Raw genomic sequence first — 18,612 nt, 5'->3', positions numbered from 1 at the left:
TTCTAAATTTTCAGGAGCACCTTCCCTAATCTTCTGAAGATCACCTTCGTATTGATCTACACCCGCTAATTTTCCATCAACACCGCTCACTTCTTCTTTCAGTCCATTCACTTTACCAAGATCACCTGTTCGTGGGAGATTTACATCGGGTACTCCTTTATCAACCGATGGCAGCTTCAAATCTGTACCCGGTATATCTGCATTTAATTTCTCTGTAACGCCAGATGCATCCAGGTTAGGAATGGATGATCCAGATTTCTCCAGAGATGGAATCGCTGTATCGGCGGCTCCGGATTTACCAGTTAACTTCTGTGCTACATTTGATTTCTGACCGATCTTGTCTTCCAGTTTTGCTACCCGGGAGGTGGCTTTTTGTTGAAGACTATCTATTTGGTTTTGCGTGTGTTGCTGAATGGCCCGCGCTTTAGTGTTTGTATGTTGCAAGCTATCTGTGACTTTGCTGGATGAATTTGATGCGTTTTGAATTTGCTTTTCAATCGAATCAGATTTTGGAAGAGTCTTCTTTAATTGATGGGACAGTGTATCTGTTTCATTCCCTTCGCTGGTCAAATGTGTAGTGCCAGTTTGAGCGTGTACATTTACGTTACAGGCAAATGCGATCAGCAGCAATATGAGTACTCTCTCCGTTAGAAACATAACCAGCTTATTGAACCTACTACACTCTAATTTGATTGAGAAGGCTACTTTTTCTTCTTATTGTATAGCTTGATAGCAGTGACCAGATCATCCTTTTCAATGAGCTGATGAACTTTAGGATCATCATATTCAACCATTTCCAGTAAATTTTCCTTGGTCAATGGAATAATGGCACCTTCATCGCCATCCTGAATGGCTGTAATGAGGGACATGCCTGGTTCTGCCAAAAAGGAATAGGTATTTATTCGACCACTATACGTTTTGAACAGCCAACAACTATCTGCAGGTATACCGGAAATCTTTTGACCATCAACAGTTACGCGAGAAAGTGATTTTGTTTCTGACGGATGTATAACGGTCTTTACCTTTTTGTTTTTAATAACAATAGTGTGATGCTTGTCATCTTTCACATTAATTTTGGTTTTAGCAGTAAATGAACTATCGTTCTTCATCACCACCTTAAACTCATAGGTCATGCTACTGCTATTTCCGAGCTTGTTCAAATTGATATAATATCTATTAACAGGTCCGGGAACGTAGTTAGTATACTGCACATTGCCATAAGGGGTACTCATGGTGGTTGTTACTGGAATATAGCCTTGTGAAAAGACCATACCTGAACTCAATAAAAGCAGAGATAATACTATGTTAAATTTATTTTTCATGGTTGTTTAAAACAGATTGTACTTAATCATTATACCGACCTAGCCTCATGCTTTAGTGTAAAAGAAGAAGAGTATAAGGGCGGTGAAAAGGCTAGAACCAGCTGTAATGAAAATGTAGTTACGAGCTATCCTTCCTCCGCTATAAGGATATTCTTTTGTAATCTTTTTATATCGATCCTTATAAAAGATCAAGAAATAGTTAGCTATACAAAACACCAATGTAAACTGAATAAAAAAAGCCACTGCACTATTTACGCGTGTCCCTTCCATAAAGGGTAAGCGCAATAGAAATGTTTCAATCCCGAATAATTTAGGAAAAGAAAATAAGGTCCAAAGATTTAGAGAGTTCATCCAAGTCATAAGTACAAATCCCTGAAATTTCCAATTCTGCATATCCGGGTTATTTTTGGCACGGCCAACTAAAAAATCTGTCCAAACTAAATAATAAACATTCATAACATTTGTAAACAACTTCCGACCAAAATCGCAATCAGGCTATATATATACCGGTCAGCAGTTCATATCACCGAGGTACTAGATCACCATCATTTTATTCTATGCATTATTCCAAGTGACTTAATCGGCGTTGAGTAATTATTTTTCAGTAAGCAATTATGCATCTTAATTCTAGCCCTTTTGAATTCATCCGCATCCAAGCGAAAATACAAAGTGCACTGATTGGAATATTTGAATTCATCAACGAAAAATCCGTTTCCATCTTCATCCTCATCAGATTCAGAATCACTTTCACTAGCCAAATTTGCAATCCCATTAAGCTTAAAAATTTTATTTCGCTTAATATTTTCAGATACTAACTCAAATTGAACTTGATTCTTTGAGACTAGTTTTATCGTCAAAGTTTGCTTTAAAGAATCATTTGAAAATAAATAAGTTGCGTTGTTATAGTCTGTATATCTCTTTTGTTCGAATGCGACTTGGGACTTAAAATCATTCGAATTAAATGAACTGCAAAGGCAAAGTAAGCAGGGGATCAATATCAGTACCAAGGTCCTACCCACAATATCCTATTTTTATCTTTTTCCATTATTTTTACAGGTAAACCAATTTTTAATAGACTTCCATTAATTGCAAATTAATCATTCATCTTCTATGTCTCTCGAAATTACCATTGTATCCGATTTTCGCACAGTTACTTTTTATCGCAACAACGAGATTTTGTTCGTTGGCAAGGCTAATAAAAAGTTTTGGAAAATTGATTGGACATTGTTTAACCAATCAAGCAATATCATTGGGCTCTTTAAGTTGAAGCAAAAACCTTTTCATCTAAATTGTAAGTTATTAGTTGAGTTTCTAAATGGAGAAAGAAAAATTGACATTACTCTATTTTATAAAATTTGGCGCGCGCCGCATATAGTATTTGAATATGAAAATGATCAATTTCTAATTGTATTTCATATCGGAACCGGTTTCTCATTCTTTAAAAATGACAAGCAATTTGCTTTCTTTAAGAAAGAAAAAATATCATTAAGCTCTGAGAAAAAATACATAGTGATAGCTGATAGCGATATTCCCGCTGATCTCCTGAGCATAATATCACACTCTATTCTCATAATAACTGAAGACGTGTATGACCAATCTGCAGATGTAAATGTAGACATAGGAAATATCGGACCTGAACTAAGAAAAATTGACCATACTTGGAGGGCTAAAAGCACTTGACCTTCTCATTAGCTTTTTTATCCTAAATCATCCTCAGCTTAAATTACTCAGATCAAAGAACTATCAAGTACACCTTCACTATTAAGCATACTTTAAAAAGTATCTCCAGCGATCTCTTTGGAGGTAAAATATATTCTTAGTTCAATTTTATAATCTCCTGATTTCCCAAGTCCTCCTGGGTTTTCGCGAAGTTTCTTATCAAACCTCATTAACAATAATATTATGGATGAATCGATCTCCCATCGGTATTCGTTATCATTTATTTTTTTCCCTTTCTTCTTTACTAACCGCTCAACACTTTTCTTAATAACATTAAATTTCTTTGAATATTCCTTATATCTTTTTGTTTGTTTCTCCAAGAGTCCAGGATGTTCCTTAAAGTTGAAAGCAGTATTATAAAAGCCCCAATGATAATATATCAGGTTTACAAGTGAGTCTTTATCATAAAAATACCAAGTATGCAAGCCTGGATAGAAGTTATCGTTCGTCCTCTTGAATATTAAAACTGAGTCCATTACATCAATATTCTTTTGGTAATTCAAATCATATTTTGGGTTAAAGAACCTGAAGCCTATTATTTGGGAGCCTAAACTTTTTTCAAAGTCTTTAATTTGACTTATAGTCTTCGGTTTCAAAGTAAACGTATCCTGGCCATACCCATAAAAATGGACAAAGATTAATCCAAACAACAATACTCTCATAGTCTTGGTTGTATTTTTTACTCCTTAGAAATCTTATTAAAAACATTCAAAGCAATACTATAGATTTTGGGGTACCGAGATTTTAAACGTTCAATTTCTATCGGAATTTCTTTTATAGGATCGTCAGGGGGACCTGAAAAATAAAAAGCAAAAAATTGTCTGACCTGCTCCTTGCTTTTCGTCGTTAAGACTGTTGTAAATGAATTGGTATTTTCTTTAAATCGTTTCTGAATGCAATCTTGTAAGTAGTTTACCGCATCCGCATCCCACTCAGCTCCATAGGTTAGACCAATCAACTTATCGTAGTAACCACGTATTTCATTCTCATCTAGTTGACAAAGTAAGCCTCGAATATGATCCAATGCCTCGTTGTACAAGGGCTGAGGTTTACTACTCTTAGAGTCAAACCCATAGAGTGAATTGAACTCAGAAAAAGTAGACGGAAAATAATTGAAAAATTTTCGTTTAATATCCAAGTCATTTGTCTCAATGGACAACTGATAATATTTCTTTAATTGCTCTGCTTTAGTCGTGTCTGAAATAGGCAAACTCTCACTCCTACAAGAAGTAAAAAGAAAAATAGACGCCAGTATTAATACATTTCTCATTTCAATAGCCATTTCTTGGTGATCCCTGATTAGTGTTTCGTATTGTGATTTTTGCACCAAAGTTGTTGCCCTGAATCAAATTATACAGCTCCTCTCTCTTAGCAGTACTTCCTGAGACATAATCGGTGGACGTCGATGTTCCAGGCAGAAGGCAACCTGTTGTATCCTCAGGATCGTTTCCTGTGTGGATCAATATCGCTACTCGTCCATGTGGTGATAACAATCGATATGCATGCTTTTCTTCGGTATACTTTGTGCTAATATGACGAGTAAGATAATATGTTCCGGGTTCTATTGCTCGATCTGATCCGGATTTTGTCGCTTTTGATTCATCCCAAGCTGGCTCTAAGATGTACCCCTCAACATCCCCACTTGATGTGGTAAATGTACCAACTGTGGATTTGGTAGTATATGTCGTCCGTACTAAATCAATAACAATTCCTTCATAGCTCCACGTTAAAGAAACTCCACCAAGAAGTTGCTTACCTGTCTCTGTAAGGGCTTGCGCTGATGTTCCTGTATAAACGCTGACTGTCTTTCCATCGTTAAGACCCGAATCAACATTTTCATAATAATTTATGTACTCAACATCATTTCCGCCTTTATTACTAATCCAAACTTTCTCACCGTTTATCATATTATACTCGTCAAAGCCACCATCAGGATCTGTTGAACTAATTGGATTGTTGTGCATTGATAAATAGGGCGAAAAGTATTGCATGGCCGGGTCCATGGCCATCCATCTACCAATTACCGGATCATACTCCCTCAGCTCAAAATGACTCCATCCAGTCTCTAAATCCTTCTCTGCATATAGACCTTGATAATTATATCTATATATGCTCTCATCGGTCTTCTGTTCACGATTAACAACGCCCCACGGATCTAAATCCGTAGCCTGCGTCACAAAATTAGCGATATGTGAAATCCTAAAGTCATCAAACCATACTTTCGTATTCTCGCTACCGTTGCTAACCCATGCGTAAATATAGCCAGGTTCGGTTATAATTACATTCAGTGCGAGCTTTTCGAACATGTTCTTCACCGCACGTTCGTCCGGTTCGAAGGCTGCGGCTTCACTTACCTGTATGCGGTCGCTGGCGATGCTTTGCATGTTCTTGTTGAACACGATATAGTTCAGGAACGCACTCGGCTGGCTGGCATCTTTGCCGGCTCCCAGTAATGCCGGAAGCGCCGCCTGGAAAGTTTGCGTGGCCTGGTTTGCTGACATGGCTTCGAAGCCCTGTACATACGCAAACGTAGAACCCAGCAGTTGTGAGAAAGCGGCCAGCGTAACATTTTCCGTAAAGTCTTCCTTGTGTTCGTAGCGGGCAAAGGTTTCCAGGTTGATCTTGTCGCCTGTATTTACTTTCAGCGATATAGCAGGGCCTACCGATTTATCCTGCATGTCCATACCCTGGGTGCCGCTGATCCAGTACAGATAGGCGGCCTTATCCGGCTGTGGCACTCCGGCCAGCTTTTCGGTATGGTTCATCTGCACATCCTGTACTTCGGTTTCAAAGATGTTCCTGAAGTAATTCATTTCCGTTACGCGTGGGTTCGTGAGATCACTTTGCCCGTTGTCTTCCATTGTAGCGGTATAGGTGTTTATGTTCTCACGCACCAGGGCACGCACGTTGCCCAGATGGTCGGTGAGTTCATATACCGCACTGCTGTCCTGGGCAGGATAAAATGTACCGAGTTTACCCGCGCCATAGATCGGTACTTCGGTTTGTACCAGCGAAGCCTGATCGGTAGTTGTACTAATGGTTTTAAATGTCAGGTTGTCGAGTATAGCACCGGTGGCCGTCAGGGTCGCAAAAAGCTGTGCTGTGCTGCCAGCCACTCCGCTTATTTCAAAGCGCAGTGTACCATTCTGCCAGAAACGTAATTTATCGCCAACCTTCTCCAGTTTCAGCTTATGGCCAAGACTATAGGTAAAGCTTGCCTGCAAGGCCCCGGCTTTGCGGATAACAACGTTGGCGTTGGGCTTCGGATATACACTAAAGTAACATGTTCCGATACCCGATACGGTAAATCCGATATCTACCGGCTGAATATCGTCCAGTATATATTCGAAATAACCATCCTGACCGGCTGCCAGTGTATTGGAAGCCTTTGCCGAACCTGTGGTTGCACCGCTTTGCAGTGTTAATGTTCCGTTGGTATTTACTACGTTGGTAAGCGTAGTCCAGTTGATCGGTTCCAGCGGATCGGGAAGTGTACCGGCTTGTTCATATATACTCAAGATGTTACCGGAGGCATCGCGTATATACCATGTAGTGCGTTTACTCTGGTAGTTGATCTTGGCTAATCTGAACCCGCGATCATCGTACAAGTATTCAACGTTAGGCAAAAGCTTGGCGGCATCCATAAATACTTTGCGAACTTTGCCAGTCACATCATACTCTACATATTGGTCGGTATCGCTTTCCTTATCGTCACCGGTCATCTGGCCTACAGCGTTGTAGGTAAATTTGTTTACATAGCCGTTTACTTTATCAAGCTTGTTCGTGTTAGCCAGATAGCTATAGCTCAGGTTGTTTTTATACAATCCATCGCCATCGTAGCGTTTCAGCGATTGAATGTTACCGTTCGGGTCATAACTCATGCCGGTGAGGCGGTAGTTATTTCCCGGGGCATCAAACATTTTCGTAGTCTTGTTGAAAGCTGCGTAGTCGGCTTCCAGCAATTGATACTTGTCATCGTAGTTATACTGATACTGACCGTAGTAATCACCTTCTGTAGAGGAAAACGCCTGATCGGTTCGCCATTGCACGGAGGTGATCAATCCGTTGTATAATGTATTGGCGGTTGCCGTGCGTACCGGTAATGCATCTACCGTTTGTACGGTGATAGGGTTACTGATTATAGAAAGCGGTGTGAGCTTAGACGTTGTAACCCGATAGCGATATATACCGGCATCGGAAGCAACCGGACTATTAATAACAAACACATCGGTGCTTGTACTTTGATTGCGCGATGTTACATCCGTCCACGTGATGCCGGATTGTTTCTCCCACACAAAAGTTGTGTTGGCTGTTTTTCCACCGGCGATAATCGTGAGCGGTTGCCCTGGCGGTACCGAGATTCTTGTGCCCGGGTCAACCAGTTGAGGGGTAGCATACAGGATTTTGAACGGAGAAGCATTGGCTGCAGTATACAACGGCTCCAGATCAGACGCATCCAGGTAATTATTCCGCACATACAGGTATAGCACAGCTTTATTCGGCATGGTTGTAAAGTCTGGTATACTGTGAAGTTTATTTCCTTCCAGTGCAATGTATTGCGTTTTTATCAGGTTCAGCAGCGAGGCCGGTACACTGGTGAATGCGTTGTTACTGAAATAACAATTTATCAGAATTTTCATATCCCCAACAGAGGCAGGTATAGGCCCCGAAAATTTATTGGACGCCACATAGAATGATGTAGCCTTCGTCCACCCGCTGAAAATATCCGGAAGTTCTCCTGAAAGCTGGTTTGTCTGTACGTTGAAGTATGTAATAGCCGTAAGGTTGCGATACGACTCTGGTATATTGCCGGTAAGCTTATTCTGGCTGACGTTGAAAGTTTTTAATTTAGTTAAGAGTCCATACGAGGGCGGCAGTTCGCCTACCAGTTGATTCTGATACAGATAGAGTTCTTGCAGGTTGCTCAGTTCGCCCAGTTCCGGAGGTAGTGGTCCCGTCAATGCATTAGAATTAATGGCCAATACTTTCAGATTCGGAAGTGAACCCAGCGATGCGGGTATGGTTCCTGAGAGACCGGTAAGCCCCAGGTAAATATACTGCAGCGATGTCATCGAGCTTAACCATACCGGAACAGTGCCACTAAAAGAGTTCGAGCGAAGATCAAACGTAGTCAACTGCGTCAGACCGCTTAGATCCGGAATGGTACCTGACAATTTATTATACGAAAGATCCAGCGTGATCAGATTGGTAAGTCTGTTGAGTTCTGGCGGTACAGGGCCTGTCAGCGAATTGCTGTACAAGCTGAAATTTACCAGGTTCTTCAAAGTACCGAGAGACGCTGGTATAGTACCCGTAAGTTTATTTTCATCCAGCCACAGGTATTTCAAAGAAGTCATGCCGGAAAGCTCCGAAGGTATAGAGCCTGTCAGGCTGTTTCTCAACAGGTCGAGGTATACCAGGTTTTTCAGGTTTCCAAGGGAAGCCGGGATTGTGCCGGAAAGACTGTTGATATACAAGTACAAAATGGTGAGCTTGCTAAGTGAACCGATTTCGCTCGGTATACTGCCTGAAATCTTATTACCCTGAAAATAGATTGATGTAAGTTCGGTGAGATTTGCGATAGAAGCTGGTATAGTACCGATCATGTTGTTGCTCGGCAGGTTGATCGATACGACATCGCCATTGGCAACCGTTACGCCAAACCACGTAGCAAACTGTGCACTGGTAGCCGTGGCGGGCCAGTTGCCTACTGTGGGCCAATTGGTTTTCTTGATCCATCCGGTGCCTCCTAAATTATCAAAGATAGCTTTCAAAGCTGCGAACTCAACATCATCCGGCACTATGTTGGTGGCCATGGGCTGTTCATAGAGCACGGTCTTGACAGAAGCCACTGCCAGTGTATCCATTACCGTAAAATCTGGCTCGTGCATGGGCATAGATGTAGCCGGAAGTTCTATAGCCGGATCATTCTCACTTATCAATGCTGTTTCTTCAATAGCACTATTTTCCTTTTCATGCAGTACTTTTAATTGTTCCAGCGTTTCCAGCATATTCTGACGATAGGCTGCTTTTGGTTCAAAGGCTATAGATTGCTTTTCACTACTGCCCGACAGTTTGTGGAAGCCGTTCGGATCATGAATGAGCTCGGGAGAATTAGAGCCCGTCTGGAACACGCTGGTCAGATCGTTCTCGTAATAATTCAACAGCATGCCGAAGGCATCATTACCATCGCTGCCGGGATCTTTGCTTTTATTGGGGTGATTGATCTGCGTAAGCCAGCCATTAATGTTATATACGAAATCTATACCCTGCAGCTTATCACCAAGTTCGATACGCTTTAGCGGGCCGTGCAGGTAATAGCTATAGGTGGCACGCAACTTCTTCTCGCCGGTGGCAGTTACACTGGTGTAGGCTTTACTTAAACGCTTGTCAGCATCGTATTCATAATAATGATAGAATTGTTCCAGCAACGCTGCTTCTGTGTGATCGTCACCTGCTTTGAATGCTAGGTTCGCAGCGGTGAGTACGTTTCCTAAAAAATCGTAAGTATACTTTACAACAAACACACGGTCTAAAGCTTTGGGCTTTTGTGCCATCCACGTTACACGTCCCAGTTCATCATAACTATACCATGTTTTTATGTTGGTATTCTCTGACCATGACACCGATCCATCTACATAATCTTGCACATACTTACTACCCAACCCTGTGGCGCTATTAAAGTTACCATCAGCAAAATCATAATGTGTAACAACCCAGTCACGTGTATCTGAGGATGAAAAATAAACCTGCTGACTATATTCTAATTGATTATTAAGCGAAGCAAATGTGTATTGTGTACCTATATACTCACCCGACTCAACAGGGCGGCCAAGCTGATCGTAATGGGTATAGGAGAAGTGTTTATCGATGCTTTGCTGTGCGTTCTGCGAGAAGCGGATTTTACCATCCGAACGATATTTATAATTGGTTGTGCCCGCATCCGGCTCTGTTACCGACATCAGCCAGCCACGGAAGTTATATTGATAAGTGGTCTTGTCAATGGCTGCATATTTCGTATCCAGGTTTGTTGTCACACTCAGCCATTCCTTCATCCCGTTGGGAGATACCGATGATACAAGTCTGCCCATATCGTTATAAAAGCTATAGGAAACATCCAGAAAGTAATTTTTGTACGATAGGGTTATTTCGCTGGATTCATTGGCAAGTAAAATCCGGTAAAAACCCGCTGGCCATTTTCCGTCTGAACCGGCAAAAGTTTGCCCGGGGTCTTTATGAATTTCTGAAACGATATCTTCCACAACAAAATCGCTGCTGCCCGTGATAGACACCGCCTGAGCTTGCAGAATATAGAAATAAGTCATTGCTCGATAGTTGGCAGAAGCAGGCGATCCGCTGGACACAACCGTGTTAGATACAGTCAATACTTTATCGGTATCTTTATAGGTATCTTTCCATGCTCTTGCGGCCAATACTACATGACCGGCTTTATCTGTAATGCTTACAGCATACTTTCCATTCTGATCACGTGTTACCGTCTGTACTCCTTCATTGAATAAAATACCGTCCTGTGTTATACCGGGCAGTACAATAGTCCGCTTGCTCAGATAATCCTGAAGCTCCTGGTATACCGGAAAGGTTCCACTCAATGACTCATGGCCTGCTCCAAATCGGAGGACTTCACCTACACCGGATGATCGTCTTGCTTCACCCGTTCCGTCATTATAAAAATCAACGCGGCTGTAGGGATATTTAGTTTTGGGAACGTTGGTTTCAAGCGTATTATTGGCGCTATAGTACCAGCCAACCGTACCTTCTTCGGTGTCATTCACTTCAACAGGATTGTAGACTGTATTGACTGATGCGGGTGAAGTATTATCGAAGTCTTTATGGTTATATACATCGCCTGAAGGTGTTAACACAAATGCACCGTTATAAGAAAAATCAGTTGATGTAATCGGCGCTGGCAAGGTATTTCCGACAACGCGGTCATATTGATCGCGCAACTCTTGGTTAGTCATTACTTTACCTGTGGTAAAGTTCTTCGTTTGACTCTGAATATTTCTACCATCATCACCAAAGTATGATTTGGATTCGCTTATTACCTTGTTCGTTGCAAGGCCATTGATCGTTAAAGTAGTACCATCATAGGCCCGTGTGTGTATCCAGTTGAGACTTTCATCTCCACGCAAGCTAACCGATATAGTTTGTGTTGGCCCCCACGTATTTGTACCGCGGTCGCGGCCCTTGAGGTAATACGTTCCGTTCTTGTAAAGTTTGCTACCCGTAACAACGCCATTCACACAATAAGGACGGATGATCGATGGATTATCGCTGGTGTTATTTACCCAATAGTAATCCGCATACGAAAAGATATAGTCCTTTTCATCGTTGGCGAAATATACTTCGTTGTAGCCCGGCTTTAATATCTGCCCGGCAATGGCAAGCGGTGGTGCATAGTCGATCGTTACATGAACAGGACCTAATGAATTGGCCCAGCAGTTGGTGGCTGGCGAGTAAAAACGGGTATAATAATCACCGGATTCATATACTATATAATCGCCGTTTACCGGGTGATTTACATCCTTGCCCGTACTACTTTGTTCCCAATAATGGCCAGCTCTTATACCGCCACCACTGGCAGTGAGTGTTTGCCGGTGATAAAACAGGGCCGCGCCTAAAGCCGGCTGAAGCGTTGTTTTGGAAACTTCTACCGTGACCTGGTTTTCATTCGTACACGCTTCTCCTGAAATAGTAAGACGGAAAGTGGTGGTAGTCGATACATTATTAAACGTAACCGAAGTACCTGTAGCCGTATACCCGGCAGGAACCGATCGCCATATAAAATCATAGCCAGAGTTGGTATATTCAGCATCTACCGATAAGGTTACATTTCCTGCTTCGCAAAGCTGCGTGGTGCTGGCAGTAACGGGTGGTCGGGGAACAGCCTCCAGAAAGATACTCGTCTGGGTATATACCGGCTTGGGATAATTACAGCCGGTTGTGGTCCCGCATGATGTGCCAAGCTTAACGGTATGGCTACCCGCAGTGGTAAACGTATAGGCGAAGGATTGCTGCGTTGAAACCTGAACACCGTCAATGATCCAGAGGTAATTCGTAAACTCCGCTGAGCAGTTATCCGGATAAAACGTTATCGGCTGTCCTACACAGTTGCTACCCGAATGACGAATATCACATCCTGTTTGCGTGGACGTCTGGCCAAAACTTGCAAAGTTGCCAGCGAGCAGAACAATTAGAAATATTTTTATATAAAAACGCTTCATAATAATACTGTAAAAATGTGTGTGCGCTATAATGTTTACTCAATGCCGACACTTCCCGGCTTACAACTGCAACCCGACACCGTGCCATTGTTATATTGGCAGCAATTGCCCGTGGCAAGAGACTTAAGATCAGAAGGAATCTCCGCTAGTCTGCTTGCACTCATCCAGCTACCCTGATTACCGCACAAATCGTAATAGGCATATTTATACGTGCCATCATAGCAGGTATTGCCATTACCATCCGTATAGCCATTGCAAACCACGACACCCGCTACGGAGTTTGAGGCGAAATCTGCTTTCAATGTATGTGCCGTCTGAACATTTTTAAACGTGATAACTTTACCGGCACCCTGGATCGACACCATTGTGCCATCAGCAAGTGTCAGGGAAGCTTTATCAAGATCAATCTTCTTTCCATCAATCCAGACAGAACCCAGCGTGTTATACTGGCACTTGTCACGTAGCTCAAAACGGAGGTCTTTGCCTTGTGTGATCGATACATTTCCTGAGGGATAGATATACCCTCGGGTACCAGTACTCGATGTGCTAATGGTTAGGGTATATGGATTATTTGTCCCATAGTTATACTCAACATCGCCCGTTTTGACGATACCATGATCACCATAAGATTCCTTAAAGCTTTCTTTATAGGTAGAGGTAAGGCGGCCCATAGCATCATAGCGATATTCCGTATAAAGGTTATTGTTATCAAGTATATGCGATACTTCGCCCCATTGGTTATATACATAACTCGCCATAACAGCATTTACTGGTCTAACACGGAAGTCATCAAAGTATGTCGTGTTAGCACCGGCCTCACACCACATTTCAAGTTTTGAAGGGGAGGTTGTATTTATTGCTATATCCGCTTCCAGCAAGTACCAGTTTCCTGCTTTTCCTTTGTTCCTCACCGGTGCTGCGGTTTCAGCACCCGAATCGAATTTATACTTGATGGCCGCTTGCGGCTGAGAAGACCATACACTTACCCGGTAGGTGCGTTGTTGCCGCGGCGAAAGCATGTAATATGTAAATCCGCGGACGCCTGTCGAAGCAGTTAATGATATGGCTCCCGTATGAGCTGTTGTGGTATTAGGAATTCCGTTCTGATATACATCGCTTCCAAACAAACCGTTTGAAGGTTGATCTTCGGCACCGGAATAAGCAAATTCCTTATAGTTGGCATTTGCTATTGTTGCTATAACACGCGTCTGATCCAACGACATGCGAGTAGCTGCAAAATTGTTGTTAATGTCTTGTACTTGCAGTGCATGGGAGTTTACATCGTATAAGGTTATAGCACTGCTTTTTTGCCATCCGTCTGGTACCGGATCATTTATATTCCAGGCGGTGAAAGCCGTAGCACTTGAAACCGGATAAAGTCCATCAACCGGGATCGATACGTTATCGCTGCCCACAAAATTGAAGTTGGAAGCCTTACGCCAGATTCCCGGCTGTGCAGAAGCATCCGTTACTAATTTACCTTGTTGAAGTGCAGGCAGCTGGTCACTCCACGTCTGAACAGATGCTGAAACAAGTCCTAACGAAGTATTCAACGGATTCTTCTTATCAACCTTATGCATATTGGTTTGAGCACTTTGAATGAGCATGTTTTTGTTCTTGCCATTCTTGATTTTTAACCCCATGCCGACAACTCCATTTGTTACCTGAGATTGTGTCATGCCTGAATATATGTCAACTTTATAGGCGGGCACTGTTTCTGACACATAAGCATTTCCATATCCATCTGTAGTCAACACCTTCGACGGCATGCCAGTATAAAAGTCATAAGCCAGATTTTGACTTGTTGTCGTTATTCCTGTCTTAAAATTAGTGGATGTCTGTCCTAAACTAACTAATGGGTATTCCGTGATCCTACTGAAGACCATTTTGTCAACACCGTCAGCGATCCTATGCTCATTAAATATTTGTGTTATAGCCCCTTGATTTTTGTATTGCGATTTGAGGTCATTCTTAAAAACCTGAGCACTTTTTGAATCATGCAAATAGTGGTTCTCAAGTTTGCTTAACAATTTACCATCCATTCCGTACTCTGTGACTGATTTTAAAGCACCCGTCCAAGCCGAAAAATTATTTAAAGTAAGAGGTGACGAACTTGAAGAAGCGGAAGTCCCACATGCTATCGGGTTGCCATATTGATCCCAACAAGAAGTTGGGTTGCCGTGAATTGGGTCATTGTCGCCAAAACAAGGAACAACTTTGCCGATATCATTTTTACATGTATATGCGTATGGATTTTCCTGATTATACATTGCAATTCGTTCGAGCATGCTATCATCGAAAACTTCGAATTCGTATACCTTCTTACCCGGAATTGGAGTAGCATCTGAACCACCGAAATCTTGAATACTTTCTTCAACTGATACTTGCTGATATATCACACCAGGCGCAGGCAATTCTCTGGATATCATTAAAATCTTTTCAAAAAATCCTCCATACAGATTCTTTAAAAATTCGCTTTTCGATTTATCAATTCGTTTGATTTCGCTTTGCCAAGGTTCACCATTTCCGTTCAAAGGATCTCTGAACAACATTGTATAATTATCCAGACCGAAGGGTTCGTAAGAGGTTGTCCCATTTGTATATGCATAACTTGTCGTTCTTTCGCTTTTTAGATCAGATACTTTAATCTTCTTCACTCGCAGACCACCTCCAAAAACTTTACCACTTTCAACTGCTCCAGTAAACGCAAAATTGCCGCCATTCCAGTAGGGTGCATGATCATATAACACTTGCAGGTTGATTTCTTGCCCCATGTTATTATAGCATGGGACATCTGAATATGTCTTGGGGTAAGGCAAGTTAACCGGCATGGCATAAGTTCCATAAGCCTTTGTCATATAGTCGTAAAGCTTTTGACTTTGAACAATAATATCCGATTGATTAATCGATGAAATTGTTACCTCAGAAGGATCGCATTTTACCGATTTATAATCGGCACCCCAATGCAAACCTAAAGGCTCCTTATCGCATATATATTTTGGCTTATCGGTATGAAAACTATATTGAACGACTCCAACAACTTGAGCGGTTGAATTGGCACCTATAAATGATCTTAAATCTCCGACATTGTTTTTAAAGGTGATTTTCAGCGATCCTGATGTTTCCAAAGGCGTTACATTATCTATTTGTAAAACTGAAGCCTTATAGGCGGCTGGTTTACTATATTCATCACTTTCATATTGGATTTGAATTCCACTACCTAGTGGTGTCTTAACTGATGTCATGCTCCATGCATCAACATTATTGGCCGATTCTACTGTTACGGACCTTGAAAGATTCTCGTTTTTTGGATCCTTAACATAATCGCTCTTGTAAAAACCCCAAATATCAATGGCATCTGCAGTATAGTTCGGGTTCTTTTCGTAATCAAATGTTGTAGATGGCATTAAACTGCCCCCACCTTTTCCTAAAAATCTCAGCCCTTTAAGAGTTAATTTCCCGCTTAAAGTGTACTGAGTAGCATCAGTTATTGGATTGCCATTCGCATCAAATTTTACTTCGTAGCTATTAGGAGTATTTCCACAGAGACTGTTGTCGGTATCTAATTGAATTGTACGCAAACTTTTTGCGTTAATACCGGCTATGATTCCATCAAATTGAGTGGTAAGTACTACATCAGCTATACCTGATCTGGAATCGCTCGCAAAATCATTCTTTCTGTAATCCCTTAAACTCAAATCATCTACGTCTTTATTGCTCATTAAGATGATTTTTGAAAGTTTTAAGACGTCAACTGGCTTATAATAACGTGTCACTGGATTGGGGCATCGATCGCAAGTCTTCTCCAATCTTGACACGGGGAAAAAGCTTTGAGGATCATCCTTAGGAAGAACAGCCGATTTGCCATCTAATCTTTTTTCTTTTACAAAAAAAGCTGTGTGTGTTCTGGTCGTGATTTCGTTAAGGTAATATATCTCCTTTTGCCCCGTGGAGTAAAACTCCAAGTTGCGGTCCAAGTCTTTTCGAAACCCAGTATTAGGGTTTCGCCAAGCGTAATCAGGTGCCCAACATCCATAGTCAAACGATACCCAATATCCCCAATCGTCTTTATCTAATACGTAATTCGGGGCCCCACCCTCTCCACCTCTATCAACAAAGTCTGGCCCGGTGATCGCTGTTAAATACCAGGTATATGCATAAGCCTGGTTAGAAGTGCTTTCCTGGTAAATATCTAAAGATGTTCCTGTTACCTTACTTTTCGAGTACTCGTGATGAGCATAGGCGGGCAACGCATAGTGATAAGTTACACCACTTTCATTGGTGATCATAAAGCCACCAATTTGATCGTTGCTAACAGTGTAAGGTTTATTTCGTATAGCAGTCTCATATACCGTACTGCTTTTCATGTTGCTATAAGGTATAAATCCCAATTTCTTTGCTGTTCCGTCAAGTATTTGTGTTATTGAAAACCATTCAATGTGCTTGGAACCGGCCAGATGTTGATCCTCTACATTATAACCGTCTTCAGGCGTTAAGTTATCAGGGGTATTTATAAAGGAGAGCTGCCCATCATTTTGAAGACGCATTTCATTTTTGGCATAGCCAAACGTGTTCGAAAAATCATTTTTAAATCTGAAATTTACACGTCGTGAAAAATCGCTATTGGTTGATTTGTATTCTATCTCATAGTCATTTGAACCCTGCTTTTTTAAATTCTGTCTGAAAAGATTCCCATTATCAAAAATGTATGGTTGTATCTCTCCATTTAAACCCTGCGCATTTACGTTATAAAAGTCATAAGCAGGAAAACTGCCTCCCTTGGATTTTTCAGGGTCATTAGTTTTCAAATCTCCTGTGAAAGTGTCCGGATCGGATAAAGCATACGAATCAAAAGACCAATTATCTCGGTCTTTGCCAGCAGTTGAATTTGCCTGCAATGCTCCAACCATGTTAACATTAGTTTTCTCATATGAGAAATATCGAAGGTAATTGTACCGAAGGTTTAAAAATAGACCGCTATTACCCAAAGGAATAGGCACGAAAAAACCAAAAGATTCCTTCCTAATACGCCCAGCATTACTGCTGGTCTGATCAAAAGGTACCCCAAGCAGACTTGTGCCCCTTATCCCCTTTGAACTGAGCGTGGCTTCAACAGACTCAAAACGGTTGGATGCTGAAAAGGATATGCTGTTAAAGTTCGTCATTATACTTACTTGGCCTAGCCCAGTTGCTTTTTTTGTGCTAAGTCCTATACCTCCATCAACACCGTTCTTTCCGGCCATCACTTGCGCCTGTAGGTAAGAATATCCTGCGGAGACTCCCGCGTATGCTCCTTCATTATAAGGATTAACGCCAGCTGTGATTCCAAGATGAACTCCTCCTTCACTAAATCCAATAGTTGCACCACCGCCAACACCAATACCAAGGTTTGAATCATGGGATACAGACAATCCCAAATCTACCCCGGGCAAGCCGACACCAGCGCCAAATGTATTCCTCTCAACTCCTGTATTATTGTCTACTCGGGTTCTTATTGCCCCTAAATAGTCATCAGCAAAACCATTAATTGTCCTATTGATTGCTCCGACATTAATATTCCACCCCAATCCAGCCCAAGATGACTCTTCATCTGGTAAAATGCCTCCATGATAGGACATTGAAACCGGGTATCCTCCAGATGGTCCGGGTACTTCTAAGAGTGGTATATTGTATACAAAATCTCCGGTCGCGACATTTATTATGTCCGAAGTATCAATAGGCTCAAAACTGGTTGCTTCGGGAGCGGTTGGCCCCGAAGTCAATGCCCAAGAAATGGTTGGTGCTACCGTGTTGAATACAGTTTCAAGAAGGAGAAAGACGGCAATGCTTTTCAGCAGGATTCTATTACGTATCATATCAGGTTAGAGTAGAAATTCTTTATAGTAATGTTTTAGTTCTCAAAAGTCACTTCAGGTATCTTTTCAAGATCACGCATTTCAAAGCGAAACCGTTGATTTCCGATACCCAGTCCAAATTCATTCAGGTTAAACTGAATCCAGTCTTTACCTTTTGCTTTCTCTTTACTAAAAACAAAAAGTAAATCCGTGCTATTGCTCATACCGTAGGTACGATTCAACATAAAATCACCTACCGGTATAGAGTCATTAACCGATGTCGTTAGCGTAACATAGTTATTCATGCGAAATGAAAGCGTTTGCACCAGGTCACCATATTGATCACTGGCTGCCTGATGGAGCGCTTCTTTATTGTTTGCTGAAAGACTCAGTATAAAGTATAGATATTGACTATACTTCTTTCGAAGTGTGTCGATCTGCTCAGGAGTAGCTTTATGTTTGCCAATCTCCTGGTATACCCACAAGTCAGTT

At 41.7% G+C, this 18,612-nt stretch carries 10 protein-coding genes; 1 reads left to right on the top strand and 9 read right to left on the bottom strand.

Annotated features, from left to right (window positions below; genetic code table 11):
• The 4 genes from VIN08_RS15250 to VIN08_RS15235 all read right to left on the bottom strand — a co-directional run.
• The coding region (locus VIN08_RS15250; RefSeq protein ID WP_331966821.1) for a hypothetical protein at positions 1-657 on the bottom strand (657 nt) is incomplete at its 3' end.
• 44 nt (positions 658-701) lie between these two features.
• Positions 702-1,322 (bottom strand): hypothetical protein, encoded by a 621-nt coding sequence (locus VIN08_RS15245; RefSeq protein WP_331966819.1) that lies wholly within the window; start codon positions 1,320-1,322, stop codon positions 702-704.
• A gap of 45 nt (positions 1,323-1,367) precedes the next feature.
• A complete protein-coding gene (locus VIN08_RS15240) occupies positions 1,368-1,778 on the bottom strand; it encodes a hypothetical protein (RefSeq protein WP_331966817.1) in 411 nt (136 codons plus the stop codon).
• 89 nt (positions 1,779-1,867) lie between these two features.
• Positions 1,868-2,179, bottom strand: coding sequence for a hypothetical protein (locus VIN08_RS15235; RefSeq protein WP_331966815.1), 312 nt, complete (start codon positions 2,177-2,179; stop codon positions 1,868-1,870).
• Between the two features lie 253 nt (positions 2,180-2,432).
• On the opposite strand from VIN08_RS15235, the gene VIN08_RS15230 reads away from it, so the two are divergent.
• The gene (locus VIN08_RS15230; protein WP_331966813.1) at positions 2,433-3,002 is read left to right on the top strand and encodes a hypothetical protein; all 570 of its coding nucleotides are present in this window, start codon (positions 2,433-2,435) and stop codon (positions 3,000-3,002) included.
• A 92-nt stretch (positions 3,003-3,094) separates the two neighbouring features.
• On the opposite strand, the gene VIN08_RS15225 is transcribed toward VIN08_RS15230, so the two are convergent.
• The 5 genes from VIN08_RS15225 to VIN08_RS15205 form a co-directional block, all read right to left on the bottom strand.
• Positions 3,095-3,703 carry a hypothetical protein gene (locus tag VIN08_RS15225; RefSeq protein ID WP_331966811.1) on the bottom strand — a complete coding sequence of 203 codons (609 nt, stop codon included), beginning with the start codon at positions 3,701-3,703 and terminating at the stop codon, positions 3,095-3,097.
• Between the two features lie 17 nt (positions 3,704-3,720).
• Entirely contained in the window at positions 3,721-4,323 is a 603-nt protein-coding gene (locus VIN08_RS15220) for a hypothetical protein (RefSeq protein ID WP_331966809.1), read from the bottom strand.
• Positions 4,313-12,286 carry a DUF5675 family protein gene (locus tag VIN08_RS15215; RefSeq protein WP_331966808.1) on the bottom strand — a complete coding sequence of 2,658 codons (7,974 nt, stop codon included), beginning with the start codon at positions 12,284-12,286 and terminating at the stop codon, positions 4,313-4,315. Before VIN08_RS15215 ends, VIN08_RS15220 begins: the two co-directional genes overlap by 11 nt.
• Positions 12,287-12,321: 35 nt before the next feature.
• Positions 12,322-18,141, bottom strand: a complete 5,820-nt coding sequence (locus tag VIN08_RS15210; RefSeq protein ID WP_331966806.1) for a hypothetical protein — start codon at positions 18,139-18,141, stop codon at positions 12,322-12,324.
• Between the two features lie 35 nt (positions 18,142-18,176).
• Positions 18,177-18,612 (bottom strand): hypothetical protein (locus VIN08_RS15205; RefSeq protein ID WP_331966804.1); only part of this gene is annotated, 436 nt, incomplete at its 5' end.

It is taken from the genome of Ohtaekwangia sp., from assembly GCF_036568665.1.
GTDB lineage: Bacteria > Bacteroidota > Bacteroidia > Cytophagales > Cyclobacteriaceae > Ohtaekwangia.
Note: the sequence above shows the minus strand (reverse complement) of the source record. Positions and strands in the feature narration are given on the sequence as shown.